This window comes from Oscillibacter sp. CU971 (assembly GCF_905219725.1).
In the GTDB taxonomy this organism is placed as follows: Bacteria; Bacillota; Clostridia; order Oscillospirales; family Oscillospiraceae; genus Oscillibacter.
Genome location: NZ_CAJMXG010000041.1, coordinates 1 through 17,343, shown reverse-complemented (window position 1 = coordinate 17,343; position 17,343 = coordinate 1). Strand labels below are relative to the sequence as shown.

Below are 17,343 nucleotides of genomic sequence, written 5' to 3'. Positions count from 1 at the left end.
TCATACCCCGCGCCCCCTTTCCTTTATTTTATCACATCTTTTATCATTTGGGGGGATTAAATCAGCGTTTCCCTGACGCTGCGTTCGCTGCGGGATCTGCACGATTTGGGTGTAGAAGTCTATTTTGAGCAGGAGGATATGTGGCTGAACGAACAGCGAATACAAATCCTGCTGACTGCTTACTGTGCCTTGGCTCAGGCTGAGAGCGAGGATATGAGCCGAAATATCAAATGGNGAATCAAGAGAGGCTTTGAGAAGGGCACCTCGGGTTACGCTGAATTTGTGTGTTTTGGGTATAAGCGTGGAGATGATGGAAGGCTGGTCATTGATGAGCCTGACGCTAAGATTGTTCGGAAGATGTTNGAGATGAGGGCTGCTGGAAGTAGTCTTGGAGCAATTTCAAAATGGCTGTATGAGAGTAAGATTCCATCCCCAACAGGAANACCCCACTGGAGCCGGGAGACGATCAGCAAGCTGTTGAGAAACGAGAAATATGTGGGGGATGTTCTGCTCCAGAANACCTTTATAGCGGATTTATTTTCTGGGAAACAGGTCAAGAACCAAGGTGAGTTAGAGAGATTTTTGATACAGGAACACCACCCGGCGATTGTAAGCAGGGAGCTGTTTGAAACAATCAATCAGGCACGCAAAATAGATCCATAAAGGACTGATAAAAGTCAATACCGGCAGACAACAAAGTGATTGCTTTTCCCTTTCCAGCATCAGCCTTTCTTCCTGAATCGTTGTGCCGCAAAGGATTCAACGAAAAATCGATTTTGTCACCTTACTCCAAGGAAAATTCCGCAGTCGTTGATCGATCAGCGGCTGCGGGATTTCCGCTTCCTGCGTTGAAGGCTCTGAAAAAAGAGGGCTGCATGGCTTGAACCATGCAGCCCTCTTTTTGCTTCTTCAAGAAACCGTGAACACACTTATTCCTTCACAGCGGCCTTCAGGGCCTCTGCCCGGTCGGTTTTCTCCCAGGCTACGCCCAGGTCCTCCCGGCCCATGTGGCCGTAAGCGGCCAGCTTGCGGTAGATAGGCTTGCGGAGATCCAGGTCCCGGATGATGGCGGTGGGCCGGAGGTCAAAGACCTTGGCCACGGCCTCCTCCAGCTTCCCGTCGCTGACGGTTCCCGTGCCAAAGGTCTCCACCATGATGCTCACGGGCTTGGCAACGCCGATGGCGTAGGCCAGCTCAATCTGGCAGCGCTTGGCCAGGCCCGCCGCCACGATGTTCTTGGCCACCCAGCGGGCGGCGTAGGCGGCGGAGCGGTNCACCTNGGTGNGGTCCTTGCCGGAGAAGCAGCCGCCGCCGTGGGAGGCGCTGCTGCCGTATGTATCCACGATGATCTTCCGGCCCGTCAGTCCCGCGTCGGCGGCGGGGCCGCNCTTGACGAAGCGTCCGGTGGGGTTCACATAGTACTTGGTGTTCTCGTCCAGCATNTCGGCGGGCAGGACCTCCTNGGCCACCAGGTTGATCATGTCCCGGCGGATCTGCTCCAGGGTCACGTCCGGGTTGTGCTGGGTGGAGATGACCACGGTGTCAATGCGGACCGGATTGTTGTTTTCGTCATATTCCACGGTGACCTGGCTCTTGCCGTCGGGGCGCATGTAGGAGACCAGGCCGCTCTTGCGGACCTTGGGCATCTGAAGGCAGAGCTTCTGGGCCAGGGACAGGGGCAGGGACATCAGCTCCGCCGTCNCGTCACAGGCGTAGCCGAACATCATGCCCTGGTCGCNCGCNCCGTGGTTCAGCTCGGATTCCTCGTTGTTCTTGTTTTCCAGGGATTCGTCCACGCCCAGGGCGATGTCGGCGGACTGCTCGTCGATGGAGGTGATGACGCCGCAGGTGTCGCAGTCGAAGCCGTATTTGCCCCGGTCATAGCCGATGTCCCGGACCACCTCCCGGGCGATTTTGTCGATGTCCACATAGCAGTTGGTGGTGATTTCGCCCATGACGTGGATGAGCCCGGTGCAGGCCGTGGTCTCACAGGCTACCCGGCCCTGGGGGTCCTTTTCCATGATGGCGTCCAGGACGGCGTCGGAAATCTGGTCGCAGATTTTGTCGGGATGCCCCTCGGTAACGGACTCCGAGGTGAAGAGATAATGTCTTGCCATAGCGTTCTCCTTCTCGCTTTCCCTGAAAGCGGCGCGCCTTTTTTCTTCCCGCGCGCTGGGACAATTTGGGGCGGCTGAACAGCCCGGAAAGGCAAAGAAAAACCGCGCATTTCGACGCGAAACGCACGGGAAATCTTTCCTCGCTCCTCATCTGTCGTTTCCGCCGGATTTGGCACCTTTCCTAGGGAGGTTGCCGTGGCTTCATCGGGCCGTTCCCTCCGCCACTCTTGATAAGGATATTTACTTACGTAATATTGTATCAGGTCCTGCGGGTTTGTCAAGGGCTCCCCGCCCTTTTTCGCCGGAAATTTTTCCCGGTAAAGGCAATGTTCAAAAAATGTTGGTGACTTTTTCCGGCGAACGGGGTATAATGCTCTTTAATTCTAAAACTGAAATCGGGAGGGAGCCCCTTTGAGAAAGCTGAACAGCGCCATGGAGCGCTTTGCGCTCCAGCACCCCAACTTCGGCGTCCCCAACCTCATGCTGTACATCGTCATTGGAAACGTGATCGCCTTTTTCCTGCTGCGCATGACCAGCGGCCTGGCCATCCAATTTTTATACTTCGACTGGGGGCTGGTTCTCCGCGGGCAGATCTGGCGGCTGCTGACCTTCGTCTTTGTACCGGAGAGCACGCAGCCCTTCAACCTGATTTTGTCTTTGTACTTTATGTACTTCATCGGCTCCATGCTGGAGCGGGAGTGGGGCACGCCGAAATTCAACCTCTACTACCTCTCCGGCGTGGTCCTGACCCTCATCACGGGCGTCGCCAGCCACTACGCCTTCGGCTACGGCGTGCTGATGGGGACCTACTACGTGGGCATGTCCATGTTCCTGGCCTTCGCCGCCCTGTATCCCGACGCCCGGCTGATGCTGCTGTACATCATCCCGGTGAAGGCCAAGTGGCTGGCCCTGGCGGACGTGGCCCTCTTCGCCGTGGACATCATCGCCGCCCTGCTCCGGGGGGACTGGCTCAGAGCCCTNCTGCCCGTCATCGCCCNTTTGAACTTCCTGATCTTCTTCTGGTGTGAGATCGTGGATCAAATTGACCGGCGGCGGGCCTATNCCCGGCNCCGGAACTCCCANCAGACCATCCAGTTCAAGTCCGCCGTCCGCCAGCAGCGGAAGAAGGAGGCCCAGCAGGGCTACCGGCACAAGTNCTCCGTCTGCGGCCGGACNGACACGGACTGCCCGGACCTGGAATTCCGCTACTNCTCCCGCTGCGCGGGCTACCACTGCTTCTGCGTGGACCACATCTTCAACCACGAGCATTTCAAGGAGTGAACCCTTTGAGAAATCCGNTTCCGAATCNCCGGCGCCGCCTGTCCCTGCCCCTCANCCTNCTGGCAGCNGTGCTGCTGGCCGGGGGCATCNCCCTGCTGGCCCTCTGGTGCCAGCCCAACTCCTTCCGGGGGCTCCTCTCCGGCTTCCTCCGCCAGCCCCTGCTGATTGTCCTCAACGCCCTGCCCGTGGGGCTTTTGCTCCTGGCGGCGGCGGCGCTTCTGCGAAACGTCTTCTTCGGCGCGGCCCTGGTGAATCTGGCGGTATGCGCCCTGTCCATCGCCAACCGGGTGAAAATTGAGGTCCGGGACGAGNCGGTGTTCCCCCGGGACTTCGCCCTTTTAAAAGAAGTGGGCAGCGCCCTGGAGAGCTACGACATCCACTATCCGGCGGCGCAGATCGCGGCGGTAGTCCTGGTAACCGCTGCCCTGCTGGCCCTGGGGGTTTTCATTGGCTGCAAGCCCTTTCCGGCGAAGCGGCTCCGGGGCTGGGCCGGAAGCCTCGCGGGCTTTGCGCTCTCCCTTGCCGTTCTGACGGGGCTGATTTTCACCGTTTACGCCTCCAAGGGNCTTTACCAGTCCTTCAAGGTCAGCAACGCCGAATATGTCCCCGCCGTCTTCAACGACCTGGGCTTCCCCTATGCCTTTTGCCACCATTTCACCACCTACCTGGTGGACCGGCCCGAGGGCTTCAGCCGCGCCGGGGCGGAGGAGTGGGAGACCGGGGACCGTACCGGGCTGGGGAAGGACGTCAGCGTGATCATGGTGATGAACGAGGCGTTTTCCGACATCACCGACGCTCCGGCCTTCCCGTATACGGAGGAGAACGATCCCCTGCCCAACCTCCACGCCCTCCGGCGGGACCCCCACGCCCTCAGCGGCCATGTGGTGGTGCCCGGCTTCGCCGGGGGCACGGCCAACACGGAATTTGACGTGCTGACGGGGATGCAGACCATGGCCCTCTCCGCCTCCACCACCTCCGCCATGCGGGCGGTAAACCGGAATCTGGACAGCCTCTTCCGGGTCTTTGGGAACGACGGCTACGAAACCGCCTTCTGCCACCCGGGGGACAACTGGTTTTACAACCGGGAAAACGTCTACCGCTGGTTCGGCGCGGAGGAAAGCCTGTTTATCGGGGACATGGAGGCNCCGGAGTACAAGGGCCGCTGGGTGACCGACGATTATACGGCAGACCTGATTGAAAGAGCCTTTGAAAAGGCGCGGGCCCCCCTGTTCCACTTTACCACCACCATCCAAAACCACATGTCCTACACCGCCGACAAGTACGGCCCGGGCTACCGCTTCCCGCCCACAGGCATCTCCGGCCTCTCGGAGGAGGCGGAGACCCTTCTGAGCGTCTACGTGGAGGGCGTCCGGGACGCGGACGCCATGCTGGGCCGCCTCTGGAAGTACTTCGATGCGCAGTCCGAGCCGGTGGTCCTGGTCTATTGGGGGGACCACCTGCCCTACCTGGGGAACGACATGCTGGGCTACAAGGAGATTGGCGTCGACGTGGCCCCCGGCCCGGACGGTCGAGAGAACCTGGCGGCCTACAAAACCCCCTACGTTCTCTGGGCCAATGATTCGGCGGCGGAGGTCCTGGACTGGGACAACGCCGTAGAGGCCCTGGACCTGCCGGAGACCGTCTCCGCCTGCTTCCTGGGGGCCGCNGTTCTGGAGCTGACGGGCCGGGGGGAGGAGAGCCCCTGGGTCTCCNTCCTGAATGCGCTCCGCCGGGAGCTGCCGGTGGTGCAGAAGAGCACGTATCAATTGGCGGACGGCTCTTTCACGGAGGAGCTTTCCGGCGAGCAGCGGGAGCTCGTTCAGAAGTGGCGGCGGTGGAGCTATTACAAGCTCCAATATAAGGAGGTCCCATGAAGGCCCGGCCCCTGGCCCTGTGCGGCGTGCTGACCGCCCTGGCGGCGGCCCTGCTTGCCCTGGGCGGCGTGATTCCCGGCATGGTCTTCTGCGCCCCCATCCTGGCCATGGGCGCGCTGCTGCCGGTGCTGGAAGNGCTGGGCCCCAAGGCCGCCGGAACGTCCTACGCCGCCGCGGCCATTCTGGCCCTTCTGCTGGCGCCGGACCGGGAGACCGCCTTTGTCTACCTGTTCTTCGGCTGGTATCCCATCCTCCGGCCCAGGATCGCCGCCCTGNCCTCCCGGCTTTTGCGCCTTGCGGCCCGGCTGGCGGTGTGCAATGTTACAGCCCTGCTGCTCTATGGCCTGGTCCTGCGGCTCATGGGCCTGACGGCGGAGCTGCTGGAGTCCGCTTGGTACNTNAACGCGGCGCTGCTGGCNNCGGGGAACGNGGTCTTTTTGCTGACGGACTCCACCCTGGCCCGGCTGACCAATATCTGGCACTGGAAATTGAAAAAGTATTTATACCGATAAGTATTGTGATTGAGGTGATACCATGAAAACCGCGCTGGTCCTGGAGGGCNNAGCCCTGCGGACCATCTACTCCTCCGGCGTGTGCGACGCTTTCCTGGACGGGGAGCTTCCCCTGCCGGACTACACCCTGGGGGTCTCCGCCGGGATAGCCTACGGCGTCAGCTACCTCTCCCGGCAGAGCCGCCGGAATCTGCAATTGATTTGCCACTATGCCAATGACAAGCGCTACATGGGCTTTCGCAACCTGGCGGACCCCCGGAACCGCTCCTACTTCGGCCTCCGGTTCGCCTATGAGACTATCCCCAACGAGCTGATTCCCTTTGACTACGACGCCTTCNCCGCCTATCCGGGCCGGNCGGAGGCGGTGGTGACCNATCTGAACACCGGGGAGGCGGAATATCTCCCCGTCCCCCGGCGGGACTCGCCCAATTTGCATCTGCAGGCCACCTGTGCCATCCCGCTGATGTTCCCCATCATCCGCATCGGGGGCCAGCCCTATCTGGACGGCGGCTGCGCTGACGCCATCCCCTGGCGGCGGGCCTTCCATGAGGGCTGTGACCGGGTGGTGGTGGTGCTGACCCGGGAGCGGGACTACTACAAGAAGCCGGGCCGCTCCGATCAGGCCATTGGCCGGGCCTTCAAAAAATATCCCTATTTCCAGGAGACCATGCGGACCCGGTCGGAGCGCTNCAACGCCTGCCGGGAGGCCCTGTTCGACCTGGAGCGGCAGGGCCGGGTCCTGGTCATCGCCCCCAGGGACACCCTGGGCTGTTCCCGGACGGAGAAGAACCTGGACACCCTCCGGGCTCTGTGGCAGGAGGGGTATTTCGACGGACGCCGGGAAATCGAGCGGGTCCGGGAGTTCTGGACAGCAGAATAAGGAACGCCCCCTGATGGAATCCATTCCACCAGGGGGCGTTTTTTCACCTGGAAAACTGCGCTGCCGTCGCTCCGGCCCGGTTTCTCACCAGACAGAAAGAGCGTGCGAAAGCTCTTTATGCTGCCTTTTTCTCGCGAGAAAAAGTTAGTCCTCGCACAGGCCGGCTGTGATGATGGCCATGGAGTAAACCTCCTGGGCGTTGCAGCCCCGGGAGAGGTCGTTGATGGGGGCGTTCAGGCCCTGGAGAATGGGGCCGTAGGCATCGAAGGAGCCCATGCGCTGGCAGATCTTGTAGCCGATGTTGCCCGCGTTGATATCCGGGAAGATGAAGGTGTTGGCCTGGCCGTGGACAGGGGAGTCCGGACACTTGGTCTTCATGACCCGGGGAGAGACGGCGGCGTCGAACTGGAGCTCGCCGTCCACCACCACGCCGGGGAGGGCGAACTTCGCCTTCTCGCAGGCGCCCCGCATTTTGTCCACGTCCTCGCCCGCGCCGGAGCCGTGGGTGGAGTAGCTGAGGANGGCCACCTTNGGGTCGATGCCGAAGGTCCGGGCCGTGGAGACGGTTTCCACCGCGATCTCCACCAGCTCCTCCTCGTTGGGCTTGATGTTGATGGCGCAGTCCGCCATGGCGAACACGTCCGGGTCGCCGGTGGCGGAGGGACGGACCAGGATGAAACAGCTGGAGACGATCTTGCACCCCGGCTTGGTCTTGATGAGCTGGAGGGCGGGGCGGACGGTGTCGGCGGTGGAGTAGGTGGCGCCGCCCAGGAGGGCGTCGGCGTAGCCCATCTTCACCAGCATGGTGCCAAAGTAGTTGCCCTGCTTCAGGGCGGCGCGGCACTGGTCCTCGGTCATCTTGCCCTTGCGGAGGGCCACCATTTCGGCCACCATCTTGNNCATGTCCTCAAAGGTCTCGGGGTCCAGGATCTCCGCGCCCTTGACGTTGAAGCCAACCTCCTCGGCGGCGGACAGGATNTCCTCCCGGTTGCCCACCAGCACGGGCATCAGGAACGTGGCGGACAGCAGGCGGGCGGCGGCCTCCAGAATGCGGGGGTCGGTGCCCTCGGTGAACACGATCTTGCGGGGATGGGCCTTCAGCTTTTTGATGAGAAATTCAAACATGTCTTTTCCTCCAGATGTACAAGTCTTCGCGGGGGTTTTATAAATCCATTATACACGTTTGCCCGCCCTGGTCAATCCAAATTTCGGGACGGCCGCATAAAAATTTACGGTTTTGTCACCAATTCCCAGCCCCAATATGGCACACTGAACCCGCCGCCTGGGCCGTCTGCTGTCGAAAACGCCGGAAACGCCCGGAAAACCCGCGCTTTTTTGCTCCTCTCAGGACTTGACGGAAGGGGAAAAAAGCGGTATGATAGGCATCGGTAACAAATTGTAACTTTTTCAGAACATTCCGGCCCGCCCATTCCCGGGGAGGGCCCCATATAAGGAGACCCTATGAGCGAAGACAGGAAAAAAACCGCCGCCCAGGCCCCGCCCTGGCAGGACGGCAAGCCGAAGCCGGAGGCCGCCGGAGAGCGGGAGGACTTCCCCGAGGGCTGGAGCCCTTGGCGGGAGTGGGATCTCCCGCCGTCCATCCGGGATTGGGAACCGGAGGAAGGCGGGCGGGAGCGCCCGGAGCGCTCGGATCGCCGCGCCGCCCGCAGCCGGAACCGCCGGAGCGCCGCCCCCCGGAAAGCCCGTCCGCAGGAGCGGCAGGAGAACCGTTCCCCCCGAAAGGCCATCGCCGAAAAGCGGCTGCATTTCCGCCGCCGTTGGCGGCGCATCGTCCGGGAGAACAAGGCCCACCGCTTCCCGGAGTCCGAACGGCTGCCCATTCAATTGGTGCTGCTTCTCTGGGGCCTGCTGCCCATGTGGGGCAGCCTCCTCCAGGAGCGGGTGCTGCAAAAGAACAGCGCCTCCCGGCAGAAGAGCGCCCGGAGCGACCAGAAAAAGCGCCGTTGGCGCATTCACCCCGCCGTCTTCCTGGGGGGGGGCTGCGTGATGGCGGCGATCGTGCTGTTCTTCTCCACCTACACCAACGGCGTTACCGTCACCTACGACGGGAAGGTGCTGGGCTCCCTCTCCAGCGAGGCGGAGGCCGAGGAGGCCCGGGCGGAGCTGGAGCAGGTCACCGCCCGAACCCTGGGCCGGAGCTTTACCATCGACGACTCCCTGATTCAGTACTCCTCCGGTTTGCTGCGCCGCCAGGACCTGGTGGACAAGGAGGTNTACGAGGAGGCCTTGAGCGAAGAGGTGGGCATGGTCACCGCCGCCTACTGCCTTTACGTGGACGGGGAACGCATCGGGGCCACGCCCTACCAGGGGGCCCTGGAGCAGCTGCTGAAGCAGATCCAGCTCTCCGCCACCAACGANGGCACCATCTCCGTCTCCTTTGCCGAAAACGTGGAAGTCAAGGAGGAGTACGTGCCCACCGACAGCCTGATGAACCTGGGCTACGTGGCCGAGACCCTGTACAGCACCAAAACCGCCGAGGTCACCTACACCGTGGCCAAGGGAGACACTTGGTCCGAGATTGCCGAGGACCACGGCCTGACCTCCAAGGAGCTGGAATCCCTGAACCCCGGCTACAACATCGACAAGCTGCAAATCGGCGAAATCCTCACCATGTCCGCCTCCGTGCCCTATTTGACCATGACCGTGGTCCAGCAGGANCGGTATGTGGACAGCGTAGCCTTCGACGTGGAGTACACCGACAGCCCGGACATCTACGTGGGCGACTACAAGGTCACCTCCGCCGGAGAATACGGCGCGGCGGACACGGTGGCCAACGTCACTTATATCAACGGACAGGAAACGGAGCGGACCGTCCTCTCCAGCGTCACCCTCCGCCAGCCCGTCACGGAATACCGGCTCCAGGGCACGAAGCCCCGGCCCACCTGGCTTCCCACCGGCAGCTTCCGCTGGCCCACCACGGGGCGGATCAGCTCCCGCTTCGGCGGGCGGAGCTCCCCCGGCGGCATCGGGTCCACCAACCACAAGGGCATCGACATCGCCGTCCCGAGAGGAACTCCCATCTACGCCGCGGACGGCGGCACGGTCACCTACTCCGGGTGGATGGGCGGCTACGGCTATCTGGTTCAGATCGACCACGGCAACGGCTATGTGACCCGCTACGGCCACAACAGCAGCCTGACGGTTTCCGTGGGCCAGAAGGTCTACAAGGGCCAGCAGATCGCCCGGGCCGGCTCCACCGGCAACTCCACCGGAAACCACTGTCACTTCGAGATCCGCTACAACGGCGTGGCCAAGAACCCGCTGAACTACCTGTAGCCATGGATAAAAGGACCGCCGGAAAAATCCGGCGGTCCTTTTGGCTGCGGTTCTTTAAAGAAAGGCNGCTCAGGGCAGCTTGTACTTCCTCAAATCCTTGTCCAGGCTCTCGGTGAACTCTCCGGCGGCCTTGAAGTCATGGAGGAAGGCGTGGCGCTGCTCGGCGTGGTCCTCCCGCTCCTCCATGACGCAGACGGCGATGTTGGAGCAGTGGTCGGATACCCGTTCCAGGTTCGTCAGCAGATCGTTTAGGTTAAAGCCCAGCTGCACGGTGCACTCCCCGCTCTGGAGGCGGTGGATGTGCCGGGCCCGGATCTCGTCGGTAAGCCGGTCGATGGTCTCCTCCAGGGGCTCCACCAGCTTGGCGGCGGCGGGGTCGTCGGCCTGGAAGCAGCTTACCGCCGCGGTCAAAATATCCTCCAGGGCCTGTTCCAGCACCAGGAGCTCCGCCTCCGCCGCGCCGGAGAAGCTGAGCCCCTTTTCGTGGAGCTCCCGGGCGGACTCCTGGATGTTCAGGGCGTGGTCCCCGATGCGCTCGAAGTCCCCGATGGCGTGGAGCAGCCNGGCCACGGTGTGGATATCCTCCATGGAGAGGCNGTGCTGGGAAATNTGGACCAAATAGCCGCTGAGGCGGTCCTCGTAGACGTCCAGCTTGTCCTCGTTTTCCAGAAGCTCCGCTTCNAGATTCCCGTTATACCTGGAAAGCTGCCCCAAGGAGGCCAGAAGGCTCTTCTGGGCCAGGGTCCCCATTTCGCAGGTCATGGCGGCGCACTCGCTGACCGCCGCGCCGGGGGTGCGGAGCAGCAGGGGGTCCAGGAAAGCAAACTGGGGGGTCTTGTCCTCTTCCTTGACAGCCGCCCGGGCCAGCCATTCCAGCTGGCGGGAGAAGGGCAGCAGCAGGGCGGTGGTGCAGACGTTGAAAACCGTGTGGCACAACGCCACGCCCACGGCCCCCACGGCGGAATCCATAAAGGGGAAGTGGAACAGCAAATCCCCGCCGCAGAAGACAATGAGCCCGATGGCCGTGCCGATGATGTTGAAAGCGATGTGAATGACGGACANCCGCTTGGCCCCCCGGGAGACTCCGATGGAGGAGATCAGCGCTGTGACGCAGGTGCCGATGTTCTGGCCCATGATGATGGGGATGGCCACGCCGTAGGTGATGGACCCGGTGAGGGCCAGGGCCTGCAAAATGCCCACGGAGGCCGCCGAGGACTGGCTGACCCCGGTGANNGCCGCGCCCACGGCCACGCCCAGCAGGGGATTGCNGAAGGCGGTCAGCAGGTCCGAGAAGCCCGGCATATCCGCCAGTGGGCTGACGGAGTTCTTCATCATCTCCATGCCGGACATCAAAATGGCGAAGCCAATGAAAATCCGCCCGNTGTCCCGCCGCCGCTGGCGNTTGGAGCCCATGATGAGCAGGATGCCCGCCAGNGCGAAGAGGGGGGNGAAGTTCTCNGGCTTCAGGAGATTNAAAAACACGCTCTCGCTCTCAATGCCGGTGAGGGACAAAATCCACGCCGTCAGCGTGGTGCCCACGTTGGAGCCCATGATGACGCCGATGGTCTGCCCCAGCTCCATGACGCCGGAGTTCACCAGGCCCACCAGCATCACCGTCACCGCCGAGGAGGACTGGACGGCGATGGTGATGCCCGCGCCCAGGAGCAGGCCCTTCATGGGGTTGGAGGTCATGCGCTTCAGCAGCCGCTCCAACCGGCCGCCGGCCATCTTCTCCAGGCNCTTGGACATGGTGGTCATGCCGTAGAGGAAGAAGGCCAGGCCGCCGCAGAGGGTAAACAGGGAAAAAATATCCATAAGCTTTCCTCGCTTCNGTGNCCGCGCCAAGGCGGACGCTCCATCTTATGTGACGGCTCCATTATATATGTGGAGGGCAGGCGCAGGGAATCGGCGGAATGACCAAAACGCAAATTTTACGGAAATTTTTGGCGTTCCGCCCAAAATTATTCTTCTGCTTTGTCTGNTTCGCCGGTTCCCTCTTCCTCCGGCTCCGGAATCCAGGGGCAGCGGCCGTAGAACGAGGTCTGTGAGCGGATTTCCTCCGCCAGCTCCGGCGCGGCCTGGCCGGGGAGAAGCCGCCAGCGCCAGTTGCCCGCGCCCACGCCGGGGACGTTGATCCGGCTCTCGCTGCCTAAGGCCAGGTAGTCCTGCATCTGGGCCACAAACAGCTCCGCGACGCTGCCCTGCCCCGCCCGCAGCAGGGCAAGGCGCACCTCCTCCGCCCCGGAAACTCCCAGGTACTTCTCGGCGAAGGCCCGCTCCCGCTTGGGGGCGGAGGCATACCACCCGGCGGCGGTGTCGTTGTCGTGGGTGCCGGTGTAGCAGACGCAGTTGGGCTGGTAGTTGTGGGGCAGGTAGGCGTTGGAGGGGTCCGAGAAGGCGAACTCCAGCACCTTCATCCCCGGCAGGCCGGACTCCTCCCGGAGCTGGTGGACGCCTTCCGTCAGGATGCCCAGATCCTCGGCGATGAAGGCGATGCCCTGAAACCAGGAGGTCAGCACCCGCAGCAGGTCCATGCCGGGACCCTTCTCCCAGGAGCCCACCCGGGCGGTCTCGGCCCCTGCCGGGACGGCCCAGTAGCTCTCCAGGCCCCGGAAGTGGTCGATGCGGATGATGTCGAAGAGCTTGGAAGCTCCCTCCACCCTCCGAATCCACCAGCCAAAGCCGTTGCGTTTCATGGCTTCCCAGTCGTACAGGGGATTTCCCCAGAGCTGGCCGTCCTCAGAAAAGTAGTCCGGCGGCACGCCCGCCACCTTGGAGGGCTTTCCCTCCTCGTCCAGAAGGAACTCCTTCCGCTCGCTCCACACGTCGGCGGAGTCCAGGGAGACGTAAATGGGCAGGTCCCCGATGAGGCCCAGGCCCAGGCCGTTGACATAGGTTTTCAGCGCCGCCCACTGGGTAAAGAACCAGTATTGAACGCAGGTCTCAAAGGCNNCCTCCTCCGCCAGCTCCNCCCGCCCGCGTTCCACGGCCTCCNGTTCGTGGCGGCGGAGGCCCTCGTCGGGCCACTGGAACCAGGGGAGGCCCCCGAAGTGCCGCTTTGCGGCCCGGTAGAGGGCGTACTCCCGGACCCAGGGGCGCTCCTCGGCAAAGGCCCGGGCGGCTTCCGCCGCCTCGCCGCTGACCCGGGAGAAGGCCTTGCGGAGCAGGGGCTCCCGGCTCTTTTTCAGCGCGGCGTAGTCAATCTTATCCCCGGCGGGGACCTTGGCGGAGGCCAGCTCCTCCTCCGTCAGGAGGCCGTCCCTGGCCAAGAGATCCAAATCAATGAACAGGGGATTTCCGGCGAAGGTGGACTCGCTGGCATAGGGGGAATCCCCGGNCCCGGCAGGGCCCACGGGGAGAATCTGCCACCAGGACTGCCCCNCGTCCTGGAGGAAGTTGGCGAAGGCCCGGGCCTCCGCCCCCAGGGAGCCGATGCCGTACTCCGAGGGCAGGGAGAAAATGGGCAGGAGGATGCCTGCGGAACGTTTCATAAGAAAACCTCCATGATGAATAGTGTGCCCCCTCATTGTAAAAAAACGCCCCCCGGTTGTCAAGAACCGGANGGCGCCGGATATACAGCTGTTNCTCGTAGCAGTTCAAAATCTCGCGGATGTATCCGTGAAAGAAAAATTCCGTTCCCCCGGCGAAGCGGTAGCCGATGGAGGGATACAGGCGGTTGGCGGGGGCGTTCCCCTCCCAGGTGTCCAGGCGGATAACCGTTTTGCCCTGGGCCCGGGCGGTTTCCTCACAGAAGGCCGCCATCCGCTTGGCAAGGCCCTTCCCGGACTGGGCCGGGTGGATGCAGAGGGTGTGGATCACCCCCACCTCCTCCCGCCCCGCCGGAATGGACCAGGAAATTTTGTCGTACTCGGGAAGCTGAANCCCGTTAAGGTTCACCACGCCCCAGAGCGCGCCGTCCTCCTCTCCCACATACAGGGTCCCGGCCTCCAGAGCCTTGCGGGCGTCCTCCGTAGTGGGATAGCTTCCCCGAAGCCAGTTGGTATAGGCGGGGCCCTGATCCTCCTTGTCAAAAATCGCCTCGTAAATCTCCCCGATTCGGGGCAGGTCGGCGGCGGTGGCTTTGCGAATCATGGCAACGCGCTCCTCTCTCTTTAATAAATGAAATGGGGGAAAGGCGCGCCGTCCCGGCGCGCCTTTTATCGGGTTCAGGCCTGTTCCTCTCCCGTCTCCCCGGACGGGGGCGCTTCCTCCGGCGCTTCCGCCGCCGGGGGCTGCTCCGCGGCCTCCTCCGGGGCCAGGATCTTCTCGGAAATCATGTGGACCTTCTTGGCCGCCGGTTCAATCTCCGGCGGGCGGGTGGAGGCGTAGGGGTTTTCCACCAGGGCGGGGTCCCGGCCTTCGATGATGGCCACCATCTCCGCGCCGGTGATCGTCTCCTTTTCCAGAAGGTACGCCACCACCTTGTCCATGTCCTCCCGGTTCTCCCGGATGACCTCCACGGCGGTTTTGTAGGCCTCGTCCAGCAATACCTTCACGGCCTTATCCATCCGGGCGGCGGTGTCCTGGGCGCAGTCCATGCCATAGCCCCCGTCCAGGTACTGGTTCCGCCGGGAGGCCAGGGCCATCATGCCGAATTCCTCGCTCATGCCGAACATGGCCACCATGTTCCGCGCCACGTTCGTCGCGTCCTGGATGTCCTGGGAGGCGCCGTTGGTCATGGTGTCCATCACCACCTCCTCGGCGGCCCGGCCGCCCATGGAGACGGTGATCTTCGCCATCAGCTCTTCCTTGGTCCGAAGCTCCGNCNTGTCCTCCNCGGGCATCANCAGGGTGTAGCCCAGGGAGCCCTGGGTGTGGGGGACGATGGTGATTTTCTGCACCGGCTCGGTGTTCTTCTGCTTATAGGCCACCATGGCGTGGCCCACCTCATGGTAGGCCACCAGCTTTTTCTCGAACTCGGTGAGGACGCTGCCCTTTTTCTCCGTACCGGCGATAACCAGTTCGAAGGCGGCCAGCATGTNCTCCTGGCTCACCAGCTTCCGGCCCTTCCGCACGGCCCGGAGGGCCGCCTCGTTGACGAGGTTGGCCAAATCCGCGCCCACGCACCCGGCGGTGGCTAGGGCCACCTTCTTCAAGTTTACGTCCTCTCCCAGCTTGATGTTCCGNNNGTGGACCTCCAGGGTGGAGATGCGCCCCGCCAGGTTGGGCCGGTCGATGGTGATGCGCCGGTCAAACCGGCCCGGGCGGAGGAGGGCCTGGTCCAGCACCTCCGGGCGGTTGGTGGCCGCCAGGAGGATAACGCCCTTGGTGGGGTCAAAGCCGTCCATCTCCGCCAGAAGCTGGTTTAAGGTCTGCTCCCGCTCGTCGTTGCCGCCCATGCGGTTGTCCCGGGATTTGCCGATGGTGTCGATCTCGTCGATGAAGACGATGCAGGGGGCCACCTTGCTGGCCTCCTTAAAGAGGTCCCGGACCCGGGACGCGCCCACGCCCACGAACATCTCCACGAAGTCGGAGCCGCTGATGGAGAAGAAGGGCACGTTGGCCTCCCCGGCCACGGCCTTGGCAAGCAATGTCTTGCCGGTGCCCGGAGGGCCCACCAGCAGGGCGCCCTTGGGGAGCTTCGCGCCGATCTCCGTGTACTTGCCGGGGTTGTGGAGGAAGTCGATGATCTCCGTCAGGGACTCCTTGGCCTCGTCCTGGCCCGCCACGTCCCGGAAGGTGACCCCGGTCTGCTTTTCCATGTAGACCTTGGCGTTGGATTTCCCCACGCCGCCGATGCCCCCGATGCCGCCCATGCCCTTTTTGGCCATCCAGTTCATCACCAGGCTCATCACCAGGATGATGATGAAGAAGGGGGCCAGGTTCACCAGGAACAGCAAAATGGGGCTCATGGGGGGCTGATAGTCCTGGTTGATGCGGATGGGTTCCTCATGAGCCGGGTCCAGGGACATGCTGGCCTCCCGGACCCGCTCCACCACCGCGTCATAGGACTGGAGGCGCACGGTGAACAGCTCCAGGGACAGCTTCATCTCCCNGCCTTCCCCGTCCACATGGGTGTAAACGGCGGAACCGTCCTCCTGGGTGGATTTGGTGTATTCCATCCCCTCGCTGTTGGTGTAGACGTAGCCGTCCGCCGGGGTGATGATGAGGATGGATTCGCTGTTGTCAAAGTCCACCCCGGCCACCTTCCCGGCGTCCAGCATATCCAGGAACTCGCTGTACTCCAGCTCTACGCTGCTGGCCTGGTGGCCCANGCTGGTCATGTAGGTGGTGGNGTAGCTCACCAGCNCNGCCAGCAGCACAGCCCAGCAGATCAGGTGGATAAAGCCCCGCCAGTTGCTGTTTTTATTCTGGTCCGGCTTTTTCTTGTTGTTGTTTTGGTCCATGTATGCAATTGCTCCTTTCAAGGGAACGCACGGTATTGGTCAAAGCGTGAAACCCGGCGAAATTATATGGCAGTATATCACAGAACCTGGAAACCCACAAGGAGGTTTCATGAAGTTTCTGTAAATTCCCGCTTTATTATCCTCTCCGGCTATGGTATACTAAGAACGTATCGACAAAATTTTCAGGCCGGGTCCCCGGCCGGGAAGGAATCTTTATGGAAGAGCGCAGACCCCCCGCTCCCGAGGCCGACGGGATCATCGAAGGCCGCAACGCCGTTATCGAGGCCCTCCGGGCCGGGACGGCCATTGNTAAAATCTACCNCCAGAAGGGCGAAANGGACAAAACCCTGGGCCATATTGCCTCCAAGGCCCGCTCCGCCGGGGCCGTGGTGGTGGAGGCGGANCGGCGGAAGCTGGACGCCATGAGCCGCACCCACGCACACCAGGGCGTTATCGCCCTCTGCGCGGTCCGGGAGTATGCCAGCGTGGAGGACATCCTCCGCGCGGCGGCGGACAAGGGGGAGGCCCCCCTGCTGGTGATCTGCGACGAGCTCTCGGACCCCCATAACCTGGGGGCCGTTATCCGCACGGCGGAGTGCGCCGGGGCCCACGGCGTCATTATCCCCAAGCGCCGCAGCGCGGGGCTCACGGCGGTGGTGGCCAAGACCTCCGCCGGGGCGGTGGCCCATGTGCCCGTGGCCCGGGTGCCCAACCTTCCCGCCCTTCTGGACGACTTGAAAAAGCGGGGCGTCTGGGTCTTCGGCACGGCGGCGGACGGGGCCACGGCCCTTTACGACGCGGATTTGAAGGGCCCCGCCGCCATCGTCATCGGCAGCGAGGGCAGCGGCATGGGCCGCCTGGTTGCCGAGCGCTGCGATTTCCTGGTCAGCATCCCCATGCGGGGAAAGCTCTCCTCTCTGAACGCCTCCGCCGCGGCGGCCATATTGCTTTACGAGGCTGTCCGCCAAAGACTTTAAACATTCCCAACCCCTTCCAAAGGAGGGACCCCCATGACCCCGAAGGACGACAAGAACA

General features: G+C 62.8%; 11 protein-coding genes, 1 pseudogene and 1 riboswitch. Of the genes and pseudogenes, 6 read left to right on the top strand and 6 right to left on the bottom strand.

All coding sequences use genetic code 11. The features are described from left to right. The first annotated feature begins 138 nt into the window (after nucleotides 1–138). Complete coding sequence (locus JX325_RS04985) at nucleotides 139–663, top strand: recombinase family protein (RefSeq protein ID WP_243413929.1); 525 nt, start codon at nucleotides 139–141, stop codon at nucleotides 661–663. 266 nt (nucleotides 664–929) lie between these two features. Here the strand turns inward: JX325_RS04985 and metK are convergent, their stop codons facing one another. Further along, nucleotides 930–2,117: a methionine adenosyltransferase gene (gene metK / locus JX325_RS04980; RefSeq protein WP_204790066.1), complete on the bottom strand. Its 1,188-nt coding sequence runs from the start codon at nucleotides 2,115–2,117 to the stop codon at nucleotides 930–932. A gap of 144 nt (nucleotides 2,118–2,261) precedes the next feature. After that, nucleotides 2,262–2,354: riboswitch (SAM riboswitch) on the bottom strand. Between the two features lie 174 nt (nucleotides 2,355–2,528). Between metK and JX325_RS04975 the strand changes: the two genes are divergently transcribed. The 3 genes from JX325_RS04975 (at nucleotide 2,529) to JX325_RS04965 (ending at nucleotide 6,664) form a co-directional block, all read left to right on the top strand. After that, a complete protein-coding gene (locus JX325_RS04975; RefSeq protein WP_204790065.1) occupies nucleotides 2,529–3,398 on the top strand; it encodes a rhomboid family intramembrane serine protease in 870 nt (289 codons plus the stop codon). 5 nt (nucleotides 3,399–3,403) lie between these two features. Then, nucleotides 3,404–5,272 carry an LTA synthase family protein gene (locus JX325_RS04970; protein ID WP_204790064.1) on the top strand — a complete coding sequence of 623 codons (1,869 nt, stop codon included), beginning with the start codon at nucleotides 3,404–3,406 and terminating at the stop codon, nucleotides 5,270–5,272. A 534-nt stretch (nucleotides 5,273–5,806) separates the two neighbouring features. Continuing rightward, complete coding sequence (locus JX325_RS04965) at nucleotides 5,807–6,664, top strand: patatin family protein (RefSeq protein WP_204790063.1); 858 nt, start codon at nucleotides 5,807–5,809, stop codon at nucleotides 6,662–6,664. A 144-nt stretch (nucleotides 6,665–6,808) separates the two neighbouring features. Here the strand turns inward: JX325_RS04965 and pta are convergent, their stop codons facing one another. Then, entirely contained in the window at nucleotides 6,809–7,789 is a 981-nt protein-coding gene (gene pta / locus JX325_RS04960; protein WP_204790062.1) for a phosphate acetyltransferase, read from the bottom strand. 336 nt (nucleotides 7,790–8,125) lie between these two features. On the opposite strand from pta, the gene JX325_RS04955 reads away from it, so the two are divergent. Then, nucleotides 8,126–9,961 carry a peptidoglycan DD-metalloendopeptidase family protein gene (locus JX325_RS04955; protein ID WP_204790061.1) on the top strand — a complete coding sequence of 612 codons (1,836 nt, stop codon included), beginning with the start codon at nucleotides 8,126–8,128 and terminating at the stop codon, nucleotides 9,959–9,961. Between the two features lie 69 nt (nucleotides 9,962–10,030). Here JX325_RS04955 and JX325_RS04950 read toward each other — a convergent pair whose 3' ends face one another. The 4 genes and pseudogenes from JX325_RS04950 to ftsH form a co-directional block, all read right to left on the bottom strand. After that, nucleotides 10,031–11,776, bottom strand: coding sequence for a Na/Pi cotransporter family protein (locus JX325_RS04950; protein ID WP_204790060.1), 1,746 nt, complete (start codon nucleotides 11,774–11,776; stop codon nucleotides 10,031–10,033). Nucleotides 11,777–11,922: 146 nt separating this feature from the next. Further along, entirely contained in the window at nucleotides 11,923–13,452 is a 1,530-nt protein-coding gene (gene malQ, locus JX325_RS04945; protein WP_204790059.1) for a 4-alpha-glucanotransferase, read from the bottom strand. Nucleotides 13,453–13,615: 163 nt separating this feature from the next. Further along, nucleotides 13,616–14,053: pseudogene (locus JX325_RS04940) on the bottom strand (N-acetyltransferase family protein); the annotation flags it as partial. A gap of 74 nt (nucleotides 14,054–14,127) precedes the next feature. Further along, nucleotides 14,128–16,308 carry an ATP-dependent zinc metalloprotease FtsH gene (gene ftsH, locus JX325_RS04935; protein WP_204790058.1) on the bottom strand — a complete coding sequence of 727 codons (2,181 nt, stop codon included), beginning with the start codon at nucleotides 16,306–16,308 and terminating at the stop codon, nucleotides 14,128–14,130. 215 nt (nucleotides 16,309–16,523) lie between these two features. Between ftsH and rlmB the strand changes: the two genes are divergently transcribed. Further along, entirely contained in the window at nucleotides 16,524–17,285 is a 762-nt protein-coding gene (rlmB, locus tag JX325_RS04930) for a 23S rRNA (guanosine(2251)-2'-O)-methyltransferase RlmB (RefSeq protein ID WP_204790057.1), read from the top strand. Nucleotides 17,286–17,343 lie beyond the last annotated feature (58 nt).